This window comes from Arthrobacter alkaliphilus (assembly GCF_021483235.1).
Classification (GTDB): domain Bacteria; phylum Actinomycetota; class Actinomycetes; order Actinomycetales; family Micrococcaceae; genus Arthrobacter; species Arthrobacter alkaliphilus.
Window position 1 is genome coordinate 66,648 of sequence record NZ_JAKEEC010000014.1, and the last position, 13,523, is coordinate 80,170.

Genomic DNA, 13,523 nt, shown 5'->3' on the forward strand with positions numbered 1-13,523 from the left:
TCACCCTAATCCGAAGCATCACTGAAATCACCGAAGAAAAGGAACCATCCCGTGAACCCCGAGCAGTCCGCAGTTCCCACACCGCTCAAGGTGGGCGTCGTCGGCATCGGCTGGGCCGGCCAGCAGCACCTCAAGGCCTACAGCAGGATTCCCGGCGTCCAGATTGCCGCCGTCGCCGGCATGGAAGAGGAACTGCTCCACTCCCTCCAGGCCGAATACGCCATACCCCACGCCTACCTCCGCTGGGAGGACATGCTTGAGTGCAAGGAGCTCGACGCTATCAGCGTGGCAGTCCCCACGTTCCTGCACGCTCCGATCGCCATCGCGGCCCTGGACCGCGGACTTCACGTCCTGAGCGAGAAACCGATCGCCCGGACCGCGGACGAAGGGCGCACCATGGTTGCCGCGGCCCGAAAGGCAGGCAGGGTCCTGGACGTCGCCTTCAATCACCGAAGGCGTGGAGACATCCAGAAACTCAAGTCAATCATCGACGCCGGGGAACTCGGCCGCCCCTACTACGCAAAGGCCTCGTGGCTGCGAAGGACCGGCATCCCGCGGCTCGGCAGTTGGTTCACGAACCCGGAACTCTCGGGAGGCGGCCCGATGGCCGATATCGGTGTCCACGTCCTTGACTACGCCCTGCATTTGCTCGGCGAACCGAAGGTCGTCAGCGTCACCGCGACTGTCCACGCCGAGCTGGGCCCCAAGGGCCGCGGCGGCAGTGCGCGCTTCTCGCCCATGAGCTCTGAGCACGCTTTCGAAGTCGAGGACTTCGCGTCGGCGTTCCTCCGGCTCGAGGGCGGCACCACGCTCCTCATCGAGGCAGGCTGGGCCAGCTACCGCGAGATGGACGACGTCATCGACTTCATGGTCTACGGCACGGATGGCGGCGCCGAACTAAAAGCCAAGGGATCGCCCTCCGCGCCCGTTGGCGAACTGAGGATCTTCACTGACAAGGACGGTGAAAACGCCGACTACTCGCCCGAAGCGCAACCAGGCCGGGGGCACCAGGCAGTCGTGGAGGAGTTTGTCGAGATAGTGCGTGGCGGCTCGGCCGTCTGGGGGGATCATGACGGTTCCCTTGCCCTCGGGCGGGCAGAGATCATTGATGCGTGCTACCTGTCAGCCCGCGAATCGAGGGAGGTTCAACTGTGAGCAACGCAAAGCCACTACGCATCCTGGTTTGGAATGAGGGCGTCCACGAGGCGCTCAATGAGCCACCGCACATCGGGGAGATCTATCCGGAAGGCATCCACGGCGCAATCGCGGCCGGGCTTCGAGAATCCCACCCGGGCGCCACGATCACGACGGCGACGCTCGCCGGCGATGAGGATCATGGACTCTCGGAAGAGGCATTGGCGGCGACGGACGTGCTGCTGTGGTGGGGGCACAAGGCCCACGCTGACGTCAGTGACCGCGTGGTGGAGCGCGTCCAGAGGCACGTACTCGGCGGCATGGGTTTGATCGTCTTGCACTCCGGGCACTTCGCCAAAATCTTCACCAAGCTCCTTGGTACGAGTTGCTCGCTCGCATGGCGTAATGACGGCGAGCGCGAACTGGTGTGGACGGTCAAGCCTTCGCACCCCATCGCTGACGGTGTCGACAACCCGATCGTCATTCCCGAGCAAGAGATGTACGGCGAGTTGTTCGATATTCCGGATCCGGACGACCTCATCTTCATCAGTTCGTTCGCAGGCGGCGAGGTCTTCCGCTCCGGAGTGACATTCACTCGCGGCAAGGGCAGGATCTTCTATTTCAGCCCGGGCGACCAGGAGTACCCCGTGTACCACCACCCGCAGATCCGCCGGGTCATCGCGAACGGCGTCTCGTGGGCTGCGCAGCCGGACGTGCTCCGTGCTCCGCCCGAGGTCAGCAACCGGCCGCAGGGATGGATCGAAGCGGGTGCGTCGGCGAATTCGCAGCCAATGACCGAGGGGGTCATGCGATGAGCCGTCCGTTGGGCGTAGCCGCCATAGGCTACGCCTTCATGGGCAAGGCCCATTCGCAGGCGTGGCGGAACGTGGGCGCGTACTTCGACGTCCCGGCCGTGGAGCAGCGCGTACTGGTGGGCCGGGGCGCCGGGCAGGTCGCCGAGGCAGCCGCCCGGTACGGGTGGGCGGAGTCCGCCACCGATTGGCGGGAGGTGATCAAGCGGGAGGATGTGGACATCGTGGACATCTGCGCGCCGGGCTGGTTGCACGCCGAAATCGCGATTGCCGCCCTCCAAGCGGGCAAGCATGTGCTCGTGGAGAAGCCGCTCTCCAATACCCTCGCCGAATCCCATGCGATGGTTGATGCCGCCCGGTCTGCCCGGGAACGCGGGGTGCAGTCCATGGTCGGATTCAATTACCGGCGCGTTCCGGCCTTGGCCTACGCGCGCGGGCTTATCGCGGACGGACGGCTGGGCACAGTGCGTGAGGTGCGGGCGGCGTACCTGCAGGATTGGCTTGCCGACCCGGAGGCGCCGATGAGCTGGCGGCTGCGCAAGGAGACCGCCGGATCAGGGGCGCTGGGAGACATCGCAAGCCACGCGATCGATCAGCTCCAGTATCTTTTGGGCGACACCGTCACCGAGGTTTCAGGGCGCCTCCACACCTTCGTGTCCCGGCGGCCCGGGCCGGACGGGGTTGAGGAAGTCACGGTCGACGACGCCGCCTGGGCCACTTTGTCCCTCGCCGGCGGGGCCATCGCCTCCGTGGAGGCCTCCCGTGTGGCGACCGGACGGAAGAACTCGCTGCGGATCGAGGTGTATGGAACCGAAGGGGCGTTGGCCTTCGACCTTGAGCGCCTCAACGAGCTCGAATTCCTCGATGCGACCACGCCTGCGGCGGAGCAAGGCTTCCGCCGCATCGTGGTGACCGAACCGGAGCACCCCTACGTTGGCGCATGGTGGCCGCAGGGCCACGTGATTGGCTGGGAGCATACGTTCACCCACCAAATCCGCGATTTTCTCCTCGCGATCCGCGACGGGTCCGCCCCGTCGCCGTCGTTCGCGGAGGGCCTTCAGGTCCAGCGGGTCTTGGGAGCGATCGAACAGTCGGCAGCCGCCAAGTCCGCCATCATCCAGGTCTAAGGAGCCAAGGTTTCGTGCAGTGCCTGCGACGCCGGACCTCGAAATCCGGCGTCGCAGGCCGGTCGCGGATGAGGCGCGGCGGACGGCTTTACGTAGAATGGTCACCATGACTGTCGCCTCTGATGCTGCCACCGACACTGCCGCCGCCCGTGCCCGCCTCCTTGAACTGATCAAAGAACTGGCGGTCGTCCGCGGCAAGGTGATCCTTTCCAGCGGTGCCGAGGCGGACTACTACATCGACCTGCGGCGCATCACCCTCCACCACGAGGCCTCGAGGCTGGTTGGCCAGGTGATGCTCTCCATGATCGACGACGCCGGAATCGCCGTTGAGTGCGCCGGTGGCCTGACCATGGGTGCGGACCCGGTCGGCACGGCCGTGATGCACGCCGCGGCCGACGCCGGCCGTGCAGTTGACGCCTTCGTGGTGCGCAAGGCGCAGAAGTCCTACGGCATGGGCCGCCAGGTTGAGGGTCCCTCGGTCGAAGGCCGCAACGTTGTGGTCCTCGAGGACACCTCCACCACCGGCGGCTCGGCACTGACCGCCGTCGAAGGCGTCCGGAAGGCCGGTGGCAACGTGGTGGCCGTGGCCGTGATCGTGGACCGCAACACCGGCGCCAAGGAAAAAATCGAGGCCGAAACCGGCGTGCCGTACCTCTTCGCCTTCGGCAAGGACGAGCTGGGACTCGACTGACCCTGCCCAGGCAGGGCTGGTTTGAGGGGGCCGTGAACCCTCCAGCAGAAGCGCCTAAGCTGGCTGCGTGAACTATCGGGCGGAGAAATTCCCTCGGCGGCAGCAACGCTGGCAGGACCCGGGCTCCCTTGCCCGGGTGCTTCGCCAAGCCGCCGAACTGAAGAGCTTTTCCCGCCGTTCCTTCCTCATTGGGGCGGGTGCGTCCACGGCCCTCGCGGCGGACATGCTGTTTACCCGCCAGGTCCAGGCGGAACGCCGCACCACCAAGATCCTCCCGGTGGGGGACGATTTCGCGGCGTCGTACTACCCCAATTCGAGTTGGATTCTCTTCCCCGGCTACAAGACCAGTTGGGAAGAGGCCCAGTGGATCCTCAACTCGATCCGCGGTTCGCTCCGGCAGCGGGGCCAGATGGCCGCCGTCGGATATTCCAACCTTGGGTTAGAAGTCACCGAGGTGGTGGACGCCGTGCTGGACTACGTCAATGCGCACAAGCTGAACACCTTGTATTTCTACGGCCACAGTTTCGGCGGGATGCTGGCCACTGAAGTGGCTGCCGTCCTGCGCGAACGGAACGGAGTCAGCGTCAAGCTGATCCTGTTGGATTCTTCGCCCTACAGCAAGTACGACATCCTCGACCAAAGCTGGTTCGACGGCGTCGTGTTCTTGTATGAGAGCGGCTTCCAGGTTCCTTCCGTCCTCCGCGGCGGCTACGAGCTCGGCGAGCGCGTGGTGAACAAGCACGAACGCACCTGGGGGCAGATTTGGGACCAGACCCTGGAACAGCTCTCGCCGATCGCGCCCTCCAGTGTGCTGATCCAGAGCGAATCGGACTACATCTACCACTTTGACGGCACCCGGTTTGTCGACGGGCTCGGAGACACCCGCATGGCCTTCATCGGAAACCCGAACGATGCCACGGTGAACTACGCGACGGCCCGGGCAGCGTGGGCCAAGGCATTCCCCCTGAACATCGCATCCACGGGCCGCAGGACCGACGGCGCCCGCCCCGCCCATGCGAGCCCCCAGTGGAATCCCTTTATCTACAACCCGATCATTGAGGACCTTCAGAACGAGCTGTTCCCGCTGCCCCGGGCCGGCTCGCGGGTAGTGTTCTACTGAGTACGGTTCCCGATGGAACGCCGTCATGGGCGCCGCAGTCCATCAAGCTCGGAACCGCTGAGCCCGGCGTCGCGCAGGTAATCCGCCGCGCTGCCGAACTCGTGGCTGAAACGGTCCAGGAAGTATTCCATCGCAGCTTCGGGGGATTTCAGGAGCATGAGCGCGGGACTGAACGCCTCTTCCGGAACCTCGGGGACGGCCAGCCGCCAGATGGCTGACATGGTTTCCAGCATGGTGGGCAGGGCGGCGGTGCTTGCGGCGTAGTCCGCCACGACCTCCGCGGGGCCAGCGCCTGTCGCGAGGAGCGCCAAGGCGGATACGACGCCGGTGCGGTCCTTGCCGAGCGAGCAATGGATGAGCGTCCGCTTGCCTTGGGCCGCGGGGCGCAGCGATTCGGCCACCCAATCCGGGCGGGCGCGTACCCATCCAAGGTAGAGCTCGCCAAGGTCTTCTGCCGTGTAGATCGATTGGAGCCCCGCGGACGCCGTGCGCGGATCGAGGGGATTCTCCACGAGTTCCACCTCATGCTTAAGCACTGCGTGTTCAGGCCCCGCATTTGTAAGCCCTGTGCCGTTGGCAAGGTGCCAGGGCACGATCACGCGCTCGTACTCGCTCCGGAGGTCCACAACAGCCTGGATGCCGTGAAGTTCCAGGAACGCCGCCGTCGCCGCAGCGTCCATGCCGAACGGCTGGCTGCCCCTCAGGATCCGGCCACCGGCCAAGGACCGGAGGTTCAGCACAGGCATCGGACCAGCCCCTTCGTCTCAGATCTGGTTTTTGAGGTCCGCTACGGAGTCCAGCACCTGGTTCGGCCGGAACGGGAAGGCCGCGATGTCCTCGCGCTGGGTGATGCCGCTAAGCACCAGGACGGTGTGCAGCCCCGCTTCCATGCCCGCGATGATGTCGGTGTCCATGCGGTCGCCGATCATTGCCGTTGTCTCGGAGTGGGCGTCGATCTGGTTCATCGCGGAACGGAACATCATGGGGTTCGGCTTGCCCACGATGTAGGGTTCCCGGCCGGTCGCCTTGGAGATCAGCGCGGCGATGGCGCCCGTGGCGGGCATCGGTCCGTCCTTCGAGGGGCCGGTGGCATCCGGGTTGGTTGCTATGAAACGCGCCCCGGCGAGGATGAGCCGGATCGCCATGGTGATCGCTTCGAAGGAGTAGGTGCGGGTTTCTCCGAGGACCACGAAGTCCGGGTTCTGGTCGGTGAGGATGAAGCCGGCCTCGTGGAGCGCCGTCGTGAGTCCTGCTTCGCCGATGGTGTAGGCGCGGTTCCCGGACTCGGAGCCGTGCACCTGGTCTTTGAGGAACTGTGCCGTGGCCAGGGCCGACGTCCAGATGTTCTCTTCCGGGATTTCCAGGCCGGAAGAGCTCAGCCGGGCCGCCAGGTCCCGCGGGGTAAAGATGGAGTTGTTGGTGAGGACGAGGAATCGCTTGGAGGTGTCCACCCAGCGCTGGATCAGTTCAGCCGCTCCGGGAACCGCTTGGTTTTCGTGGACAAGGACACCGTCCATATCCGTAAGCCAGCATTCGATTTCATGTCCGTTGCGGTAAGGGTTTGAGCTCTTGGGGGCCTCGGTTGCGTTCTCCATGCTTTTCCTCCGCGTAGTGGCTGTTTTCTCGTCCCAAGTCTTTCATCTTTCGGTCCCGGAGACATCCGGCGGTCCTGCGCCGGGCTGCCGGGTTTGGACGTCCGCGGGTACTGGCCGGGCTTAGGGTTGAGGAGTGACTGACCGGCCCCAGAACCCTGCCCCCACCGACTCCGCTGCTGCGTCTCCCGTCTCCCCAGGCGAGGGTGGGTCCGAAGCGAAACCCGAGGTCGGCGTCGGGCCCTGGGAAGGCGACTGGCCGGAAGGCGAGCAATGGGACCCGGACCTCCTGGCCGACGGCGACCGCCGGAACGTCGTGGACAAGTACCGGTACTGGAAGCACGAAGCGATCGTCGCGGACCTGGACGCCCACCGGCACGATTTCCACATTGCCATTGAGAACTGGCAGCACGACCTGAACATCGGCACCGTGGTCCGCACCGCCAATGCGTTCCTCGCGAAGGAGGTCCACATCATCGGACGACGCCGGTGGAACCGCCGCGGCGCCATGGTCACTGACCGCTACCAGCACGTCCGCCACCACCCCACCGTGGAGGACTTCGTGGCGTGGGCGCAGGGGGAGGGGCTCGCGATCATCGGCATCGACATCTTCCCGGATTCCGTGCCGCTCGAGACCTACGATTTGCCGCGCAACTGCGTGCTGGTGTTCGGGCAGGAGGGGCCGGGCCTGACCCCCGAAGTGCACGACGCCGCCGTCGCGACCTTGTCGATTGAGCAGTACGGCTCCACCCGGTCCATGAACGCCGCCTCGGCCGCCGCGATCGCGATGCACGCCTGGATCCGGCGCCACAACTTCGGGCAACGCGTCGGGTAACCGCACCTCGAAATGCCGTGGGCACCCCAAAAGGACCCAGGCGCCCGTTGCAACGGGTGCGCCGGTCCTTTCGAGGTGCCCGAGCCTCGCTCCGCAAGTGTTACCGACGGGTGACCCGAAACACGGCCTCGGATTCTGAGTCGCTAGGATGGTGCCTAGCCGTACAGGTCTACTCCAGGGTCAACAAAACCCAAAGACGAAAATCAGCATAGGAGTCAGCATGCCAATCGCAACCCCAGAGATTTACTCCGAGATGATCGACCGCGCGAAGGCCGGCGGCTTCGCATTCCCGGCAGTGAACGTCACCTCCTCGCAGACCCTGAACGCCGCGATCCGCGGCTTCGCCGAAGCTGAGTCCGACGGCATCATCCAGGTCTCCACCGGCGGCGCGGCTTACTGGTCCGGCGCCTCGGTCAAGGACATGGTTGCCGGTTCCCTGGGCTTCGCTGCCTTCGCCCGCGAGGTCGCGAAGAACTACAACGTCAACATCGCCCTGCACACGGACCACTGCCCGCAGGATAAACTGGACGGCTTTGTCCTCCCGCTGCTGGCTGCCTCCGAAGAAGCCGTCAAGGCCGGCAAGGACCCCATCTTCAACTCCCACATGTGGGACGGCTCGCACGAGACCCTGGAAGACAACCTGCGCATCGGCCGGGAACTCCTGGAGCGCGCAGCGGCGGCCAAGATCATCCTCGAGGTCGAAATCGGCACGGTCGGCGGCGAGGAAGACGGCGTTGAGAACGAGATCAACGAGAAGCTCTACACCACCACCGGGGACGCCCTCGCCACCATCGAGGCCCTCGGCGCCGGTGAGAACGGCCGCTACCTGACTGCCCTCACCTTCGGCAACGTCCACGGCGTGTACAAGCCGGGCAACGTCAAGCTCCGTCCCGAACTGCTCAAGCAGATCCAGGCAGAAGTCGGCGCCAAGATCGGCAAGGAGAACCCGTTCGACCTCGTCTTCCACGGCGGCTCCGGCTCCACCGAGCAGGAAATCGCGGACGCTGTTTCCTACGGTGTCATCAAGATGAACATCGACACCGACACCCAGTACGCGTTCACCCGCCCGGTTGCCGGCCACATGTTCTCGAACTACGACGGCGTTTTGAAGGTCGACGGCGAAATGGGCAACAAGAAGGCCTACGACCCCCGCGTCTGGGGAGCATCTGCCGAGGCTGGCATGGCTGCCCGCGTCGTGGAAGCCGCGAAGCAGCTCGGTTCGGTAGGTAAGACCTTCTAATGTCCGACGAATTCCGCAAGAACCTGATGGGCCCGGAGCCAACGCTCCTGCCTGCCGAGACCGAGGTGTACCAGCACTTGGCCTTGGGGCAGGAGGCGATGGATCTCGTGGCCAAGTACCCCACATCTTCGTTGCTGTGGGCGATCCTGGCCGAAGAAGCCTGGACTGAGGGCCGGATCATCGATTCCTACGCGTATTCCCGCGTGGGTTACCACCGCGGCCTTGATGCCTTGCGCCGGAACGGGTGGCGCGGCGTCGGGCCCATCCCGTGGGAGCACGAGCCCAACAGGGGATTCCTGCGCGCCCTGTACTCCCTCGGCCGGGCATCCGCCGCCATCGGCGAGGCTGAGGAGCCGGAGCGGATCGAGAAGTTCCTGAACGACTCCGATCCCGCCGCGAAGGCAGCGATCGAAGGCTAAGGCAACTGAATTAAACGCCGACGGCGGCCGTTCACCTAAGGTGGGCGGCCGCCGTCGCGCTTTCCCGGGCTTGGCGGGTCCTAGGCGACGGGCGTGAGGCCGGTGCGGGCCATGGCCTCGGCATAGGCGGCGTGGATGGCGTCCAGGTATTCCTGCTGGCGCGCCGGGGAGCCGGCGAAGGAGCGTCCACCCAGCGAGCGGACCTTGAAGGTCTTGAAACCACGGCGGTGGATGCTCCGCGGAGCAGCCTTCATCAGCTGGTCCGCCAAACGATGGGCTTCGTTGCCGTGCGCGACGAGCGCGGATGTGCGCGGAGCGATCGCCAGGAGGCGCAGGAGCGGCTTGAGGCCTTCGGTGATGTTGGCGGGCGTCAGCTTGCCCGGCTCGCCGTCGGGCTCGATCCAGGGGTAGACGTTCCACGGCATCATGAGTTCCGGACGCAGCCCCAATTGCCACTGCATGCCCGCCATGCGGGTGGTGGCATCCGCGTCGCCCGGGACGATGAAGCCGGAGCCCTCCGTAGTGCGGGTGTTGGAGAAAAGGCTGATGATGCGGCACTCGTCAACGCTGTGGGCGGGGTCTACGTAGAGGACTTCGCTGCCCGGCTTCTGTTCCTTGAGGGAATCGCAAAGCCCTGTGACCTCGGCGATTTGGGGTTCGGAACGGCGGTTCCAGAGCTGTTCTTCGAGTGTTTCAGTCGCCAGGTCCTGCATGTTGGCTGGGGTCTCCTACGTGTAGCGGGGCGCACTTGCCCGGCGGGAGCGGTTGGCCGCGACCGGTCAGAACGGGTGCATGTTGGGGGCTGGTCAACTCTACCGGAAGGGCCGCGGGCATGAACCGGGGCGTGCGCTAAGCCGCGCATTAAACGAAAACGGCACCGTCCCGTGGATTCGGGACGGTGCCGTTTCGGAACTGGCTGTTACTGCTCGTTCTCGTTCCGGTCGTCGCTTTCGTTGGTCCGGGAGACCACGGTGCCGTTCGACTCGTTGAGGATGAGCTTCACGTCACGCCCCTCTTCGAAGTTGAACATCCCGTTGATGGAGCCGGCCTTGGCGTCGGCCGAGGAGTCGCCGATCTGGCCGGTGTGCCAGTTGTCCTCGATGAAGCGAAGGATGGATGACTGGTCCGTCTGGGTGTGGTCCACGAAGTTCTTCTTGGCGAAGGGAGAGATCACCACGAGCGGCTGGCGCGGGCCGGGGCCGCAACGGTCCGCGTATCCACCGGCCATGGGGACACCCTTGTTGTACGCGTTGAGGCACCATGCGGCGTCGTCGGTGGTGTTGGAGGAGTTCTTCACGCCGGCCGCGACGTGGTCGTACCAGCCGTCGGAGTCATCGTAGGCGAGGACGATGGCGGTGTTTTCCCAGTTCTTCGAGTTCTGGATGGCGTTGACCTGCTGCGTGATGAACTTCTGCTCGTCCAGCGGGTCGGAGTAGCCGGCGTGGCCGTCCTGGTAGTTACCCGCCTTCAGGAAGGAGACTGCAGGCATGTTGTCCGAGTTGACCACCTTGGCGAAGTCCGCCGTGTCGTACTGGTGGTTGGCCTGGCCGTTGTGTCCGATCTCGTTGACGCTGGCCGGCGCAAGGTGGTGGGGGTTGGAGGTCGACTTGTAGTACTGGAACGGCTGGTGGTGCGGGTTGTAGTCCGTCACCGTCGCACCAGTAATGTTCTTGTGGCTGGTCATGCAGGCCGCCGGGGTAGTGCCCGTGGCCGGCGTCGTCGGGGCGAAGCCGCCCTGGAACCAGCCCCAGCTGACGCCCTTGTCGTTGAGCAAGTCACCGATGTTCTTGCCCTGCATGCCGGCGAGGTTGTAGTTGGTTGTGTGGCTCTTGTTGGAGCAGTCGTCGTAGACCGGATCCGGGTCTTCCGTCATGGTGCCGACGCCGTTGGCGTCAGGGAACTTGACCGTGTAGTCGCTGGTGGCCGGCTTGACCGGCTGTCCCGCCGCCGTGAATTCGGTGACGCCGTGGGTCTGGCCGGAGACGAGGTTGAGCGCGCCGGGGGTGGACGGACCGAAAACGGTGCTGAAGTGTGAGTCGCTCATGGCGAAGTTCTGGGCGTAGTTCCAGATGCCGGTGACGGTGTTGCCGTCGTAGTAGTCCATCGTGAGGCCGGGACGCCCGTACTGGCCACCCGGACACTTGTCCATGCTGGTGTTCTCGACGAACTTGTTCATCAGGCCGCCGTTGTAGGCCTTCTGCTCCGCGGTGTATTCGTGGTCCTGGTCGCACGTGACTGCCTGGCCGGGCGTCAGGCGCTGCGGCTGGACGGAGTTCGGGTTGTTCGGCGCGAGCAGCTTGTCGTGCGCAAGCGTGGCGATGTTCTTCGGCGTGTTCTTGGCCGCTGTGAACGCGGGAGCCGCAATGCCGGTGCCCTGCTGGGTTTCACCGGGGGTGTTGGCCGCTTGCGGATAGGTCGCGAAGTAGTGGTCGAAAGAGACGTTCTCGCCGAAGATGACGACGACGTGCTTGATCGGGGTCGAGGTCTCTTTATGGTCGCTATCGGCGGAGGCCGGCGTCATGCCGAACCCGATCATGCCGGCGGCGATGGTGGATGCCGCAAGTGCGGACACCCCTGCCGTCGACAAGAGCCGCTTGTTACGGATTTTCATGGATTTCCCTTCGGATTGGCGGAAAATGGCCGCCTGGCGGGTGGGGATTCAGAAAGAATCTATCCGCTCGCCGAGGGCTCCGGGGCCGTTTTGGGGACTCGAAGCGGACTGTTTGGGAAGAGTTCACATTCTGCTTACGGGGGATATTCGAGGCCGTCCGCCCTGTTTCATGTCGCCTTCCAGCAGTGTGACAACAGGTCTAAGAGCGGCATCGGCTAAACTTGGCTGGTAAGAGCCCCGGAACTCTTGCTGATCTCGCCGGTGAACTTTTGCGAAAGTCTGCGGGCAGGGCCGATAGATTCGGGGCGTTCTCATGTACGGTGCTGAGCCTTGGTGATCCCGCCAGGACCGGCCCGAAAGAATGGGGGAGGATCCCATGCCAGCTATCGTGATCGTCGGAGCCCAATGGGGCGACGAAGGCAAAGGCAAAGCAACCGACCTGCTCGGTGGCCGCGTTGACTACGTGGTCAAGCCCAACGGCGGCAACAACGCCGGGCACACCGTTGTGGTGGGCGGTGAGAAGTACGAGCTCAAGCTCCTTCCTGCCGGCATCCTGAGCCCCAACGCGGTTCCGATCATCGGCAACGGCTGCGTGGTGAACCTCGAGGCACTGTTCCAAGAGATCGACGGCCTGGAAGCCCGCGGCGCGGACACGTCCCGATTGCGCGTTTCAGCGAATGCCCACCTCGTGGCGCCGTACCACCAGGTGTTGGACAAGGTCACGGAGCGCTTCCTCGGCAGCCGGGCCATCGGCACCACGGGCCGGGGCATCGGCCCGGCCTACATGGACAAGGTTGCCCGCCTGGGTATCCGGGTCCAGGATGTCTTCGACGAGTCGATCCTCCGCCAGAAGGTGGAAGGCTCGCTGCGCCAAAAGAACGAGCTCCTGGTCAAGGTCTACAACCGCCGCAGCGTGGTGGTGGACGAGATCGTGGAGTACTTCCTGTCCTACGCCGAACGCCTGCGGCCGCTGGTCATTGACAGCACCCTGGTCCTCAACAACGCATTGGACGAGGGCAAAGTGGTCCTCATGGAAGGCGGCCAGGCCACGTTCCTGGACGTCGACCACGGCACATACCCGTTTGTCACCTCTTCCAACCCGACTGCCGGCGGCGCGTCCGTTGGCTCGGGCATCGGCCCCACCCGGATCTCGCGCTCCATCGGCATCATCAAGGCCTACACCACCCGTGTTGGCGCCGGTCCGTTCCCCACGGAACTCTTTGACGAGATGGGCATGTACCTGCAGAAGACCGGCGGCGAGTTTGGCGTCAACACGGGCCGCCCCCGCCGCTGCGGCTGGTACGACGCCGTCCTGGCCCGCCATGCGTCCCGCGTCAACGGCTTCACGGACTACTTCGTCACCAAGCTGGACGTCCTGACCGGCATTGAGCAGATCCCCGTGTGCGTGGCCTACGACGTCGACGGCGTCCGCCATGACGAAATGCCCATGACCCAGACCGAGTTCCACCACGCTGTGCCGATCTTCGAGTACTTCGACGGCTGGACCGAGGACATCACCGGCGCCAAGACCCTCGAAGACCTCCCCGAGAACGCACGCAACTATGTGCTTGCCCTTGAGAAGCTGTCCGGCACGCGTTTCTCCGCGATCGGAGTCGGCCCGGACCGTGACCAGACCATCGTGGTCCATGACCTCATCGAGGACTAGTCCCCAAAGCGAGTCACGACGACGGCGGGCGGCCTTTCCGGGGCGGCCCGCCGTCGTCGTTTCCCGTCAAAAGAGCCCAAAAACAGGTGCGAAAAAAACTTTTGGAATCCGCGTAACCCTTTGGTGCGCTCCGACGATTACCTCTTTGAAAGGCCGAGCTGAGATTTGTCCCCCATCATGTCTCAGCTCGGCCCTTTTCATGTCTGAAGGGGTTTCGTGGATGTGCAGAGTGTCCGGGAGAGGCAAGCCCCCGGAACCAAAGGCCGGTCCTTGGGC

Annotated in this window: 13 protein-coding genes; 9 read left to right on the forward strand and 4 right to left on the reverse strand. The window is 64.6% G+C overall.

From position 1 onward, the window contains the following. Positions 1–51 precede the first annotated feature (51 nt). The 5 genes from L0B83_RS11460 to L0B83_RS11480 all read left to right on the forward strand — a co-directional run bounded on the left by L0B83_RS11460 (position 52) and on the right by L0B83_RS11480 (position 4,884). Positions 52–1,155: a Gfo/Idh/MocA family protein gene (locus L0B83_RS11460; protein ID WP_234758573.1), complete on the forward strand. Its 1,104-nt coding sequence runs from the start codon at positions 52–54 to the stop codon at positions 1,153–1,155. Then, a complete protein-coding gene (locus L0B83_RS11465) occupies positions 1,152–1,949 on the forward strand; it encodes a ThuA domain-containing protein (protein WP_234758574.1) in 798 nt (265 codons plus the stop codon). Before L0B83_RS11460 ends, L0B83_RS11465 begins: the two co-directional genes overlap by 4 nt. Further along, a complete protein-coding gene (locus L0B83_RS11470) occupies positions 1,946–3,073 on the forward strand; it encodes a Gfo/Idh/MocA family protein (protein WP_234758576.1) in 1,128 nt (375 codons plus the stop codon). Before L0B83_RS11465 ends, L0B83_RS11470 begins: the two co-directional genes overlap by 4 nt. Before the next feature lie 106 nt (positions 3,074–3,179). Further along, a complete protein-coding gene (gene pyrE / locus L0B83_RS11475; protein ID WP_234758578.1) occupies positions 3,180–3,764 on the forward strand; it encodes an orotate phosphoribosyltransferase in 585 nt (194 codons plus the stop codon). Positions 3,765–3,831: 67 nt separating this feature from the next. Then, positions 3,832–4,884 (forward strand): thioesterase domain-containing protein, encoded by a 1,053-nt coding sequence (locus L0B83_RS11480; RefSeq protein WP_234758579.1) that lies wholly within the window; start codon positions 3,832–3,834, stop codon positions 4,882–4,884. A gap of 23 nt (positions 4,885–4,907) precedes the next feature. On the opposite strand, the gene L0B83_RS11485 is transcribed toward L0B83_RS11480, so the two are convergent. Beyond that, positions 4,908–5,630, reverse strand: coding sequence for a tyrosine-protein phosphatase (locus tag L0B83_RS11485; protein ID WP_234758581.1), 723 nt, complete (start codon positions 5,628–5,630; stop codon positions 4,908–4,910). An 18-nt stretch (positions 5,631–5,648) separates the two neighbouring features. Beyond that, a complete protein-coding gene (locus tag L0B83_RS11490; protein WP_234758582.1) occupies positions 5,649–6,479 on the reverse strand; it encodes an HAD-IIA family hydrolase in 831 nt (276 codons plus the stop codon). Positions 6,480–6,612: 133 nt separating this feature from the next. Here L0B83_RS11490 and L0B83_RS11495 point away from each other — a divergent pair, with 133 nt between their 5' ends. The 3 genes from L0B83_RS11495 to L0B83_RS11505 all read left to right on the forward strand — a co-directional run bounded on the left by L0B83_RS11495 (position 6,613) and on the right by L0B83_RS11505 (position 8,970). After that, positions 6,613–7,311 (forward strand): TrmH family RNA methyltransferase, encoded by a 699-nt coding sequence (locus L0B83_RS11495; RefSeq protein WP_234758583.1) that lies wholly within the window; start codon positions 6,613–6,615, stop codon positions 7,309–7,311. A 148-nt stretch (positions 7,312–7,459) separates the two neighbouring features. After that, positions 7,460–8,551 carry a class II fructose-bisphosphate aldolase gene (gene fbaA, locus L0B83_RS11500; protein ID WP_268820821.1) on the forward strand — a complete coding sequence of 364 codons (1,092 nt, stop codon included), beginning with the start codon at positions 7,460–7,462 and terminating at the stop codon, positions 8,549–8,551. Next, positions 8,551–8,970: a DUF3151 domain-containing protein gene (locus tag L0B83_RS11505; protein ID WP_234758585.1), complete on the forward strand. Its 420-nt coding sequence runs from the start codon at positions 8,551–8,553 to the stop codon at positions 8,968–8,970. Before fbaA ends, L0B83_RS11505 begins: the two co-directional genes overlap by 1 nt. 80 nt (positions 8,971–9,050) lie before the next feature. Here L0B83_RS11505 and L0B83_RS11510 read toward each other — a convergent pair whose 3' ends face one another. Beyond that, entirely contained in the window at positions 9,051–9,683 is a 633-nt protein-coding gene (locus L0B83_RS11510) for a uracil-DNA glycosylase family protein (RefSeq protein WP_234758586.1), read from the reverse strand. A gap of 206 nt (positions 9,684–9,889) precedes the next feature. Continuing rightward, the gene (locus L0B83_RS11515; protein ID WP_234758587.1) at positions 9,890–11,581 is read right to left on the reverse strand and encodes a phospholipase C; all 1,692 of its coding nucleotides are present in this window, start codon (positions 11,579–11,581) and stop codon (positions 9,890–9,892) included. A gap of 376 nt (positions 11,582–11,957) precedes the next feature. Between L0B83_RS11515 and L0B83_RS11520 the strand changes: the two genes are divergently transcribed. Continuing rightward, the gene (locus L0B83_RS11520) at positions 11,958–13,247 is read left to right on the forward strand and encodes an adenylosuccinate synthase (RefSeq protein WP_234758588.1); all 1,290 of its coding nucleotides are present in this window, start codon (positions 11,958–11,960) and stop codon (positions 13,245–13,247) included. Positions 13,248–13,523 lie beyond the last annotated feature (276 nt).

Excerpts from the sequence above, each read along its gene's own strand:
- L0B83_RS11510 (WP_234758586.1), bottom strand. The coding sequence starts at position 9,683 with ATGCAGGACCTGGCGACTGAAACACTCGAAGAACAGCTCTGGAACCGC.
- L0B83_RS11505 (WP_234758585.1), top strand. The coding sequence starts at position 8,551 with ATGTCCGACGAATTCCGCAAGAACCTGATGGGCCCGGAGCCAACGCTC.
- L0B83_RS11485 (WP_234758581.1), bottom strand. The coding sequence starts at position 5,630 with ATGCCTGTGCTGAACCTCCGGTCCTTGGCCGGTGGCCGGATCCTGAGG.
- L0B83_RS11520 (WP_234758588.1), top strand. The coding sequence starts at position 11,958 with ATGCCAGCTATCGTGATCGTCGGAGCCCAATGGGGCGACGAAGGCAAA.
- fbaA (WP_268820821.1), top strand. The coding sequence starts at position 7,460 with ATGGTGCCTAGCCGTACAGGTCTACTCCAGGGTCAACAAAACCCAAAG.
- L0B83_RS11515 (WP_234758587.1), bottom strand. The coding sequence starts at position 11,581 with ATGAAAATCCGTAACAAGCGGCTCTTGTCGACGGCAGGGGTGTCCGCA.
- pyrE (WP_234758578.1), top strand. The coding sequence starts at position 3,180 with ATGACTGTCGCCTCTGATGCTGCCACCGACACTGCCGCCGCCCGTGCC.
- L0B83_RS11470 (WP_234758576.1), top strand. The coding sequence starts at position 1,946 with ATGAGCCGTCCGTTGGGCGTAGCCGCCATAGGCTACGCCTTCATGGGC.
- L0B83_RS11490 (WP_234758582.1), bottom strand. The coding sequence starts at position 6,479 with ATGGAGAACGCAACCGAGGCCCCCAAGAGCTCAAACCCTTACCGCAAC.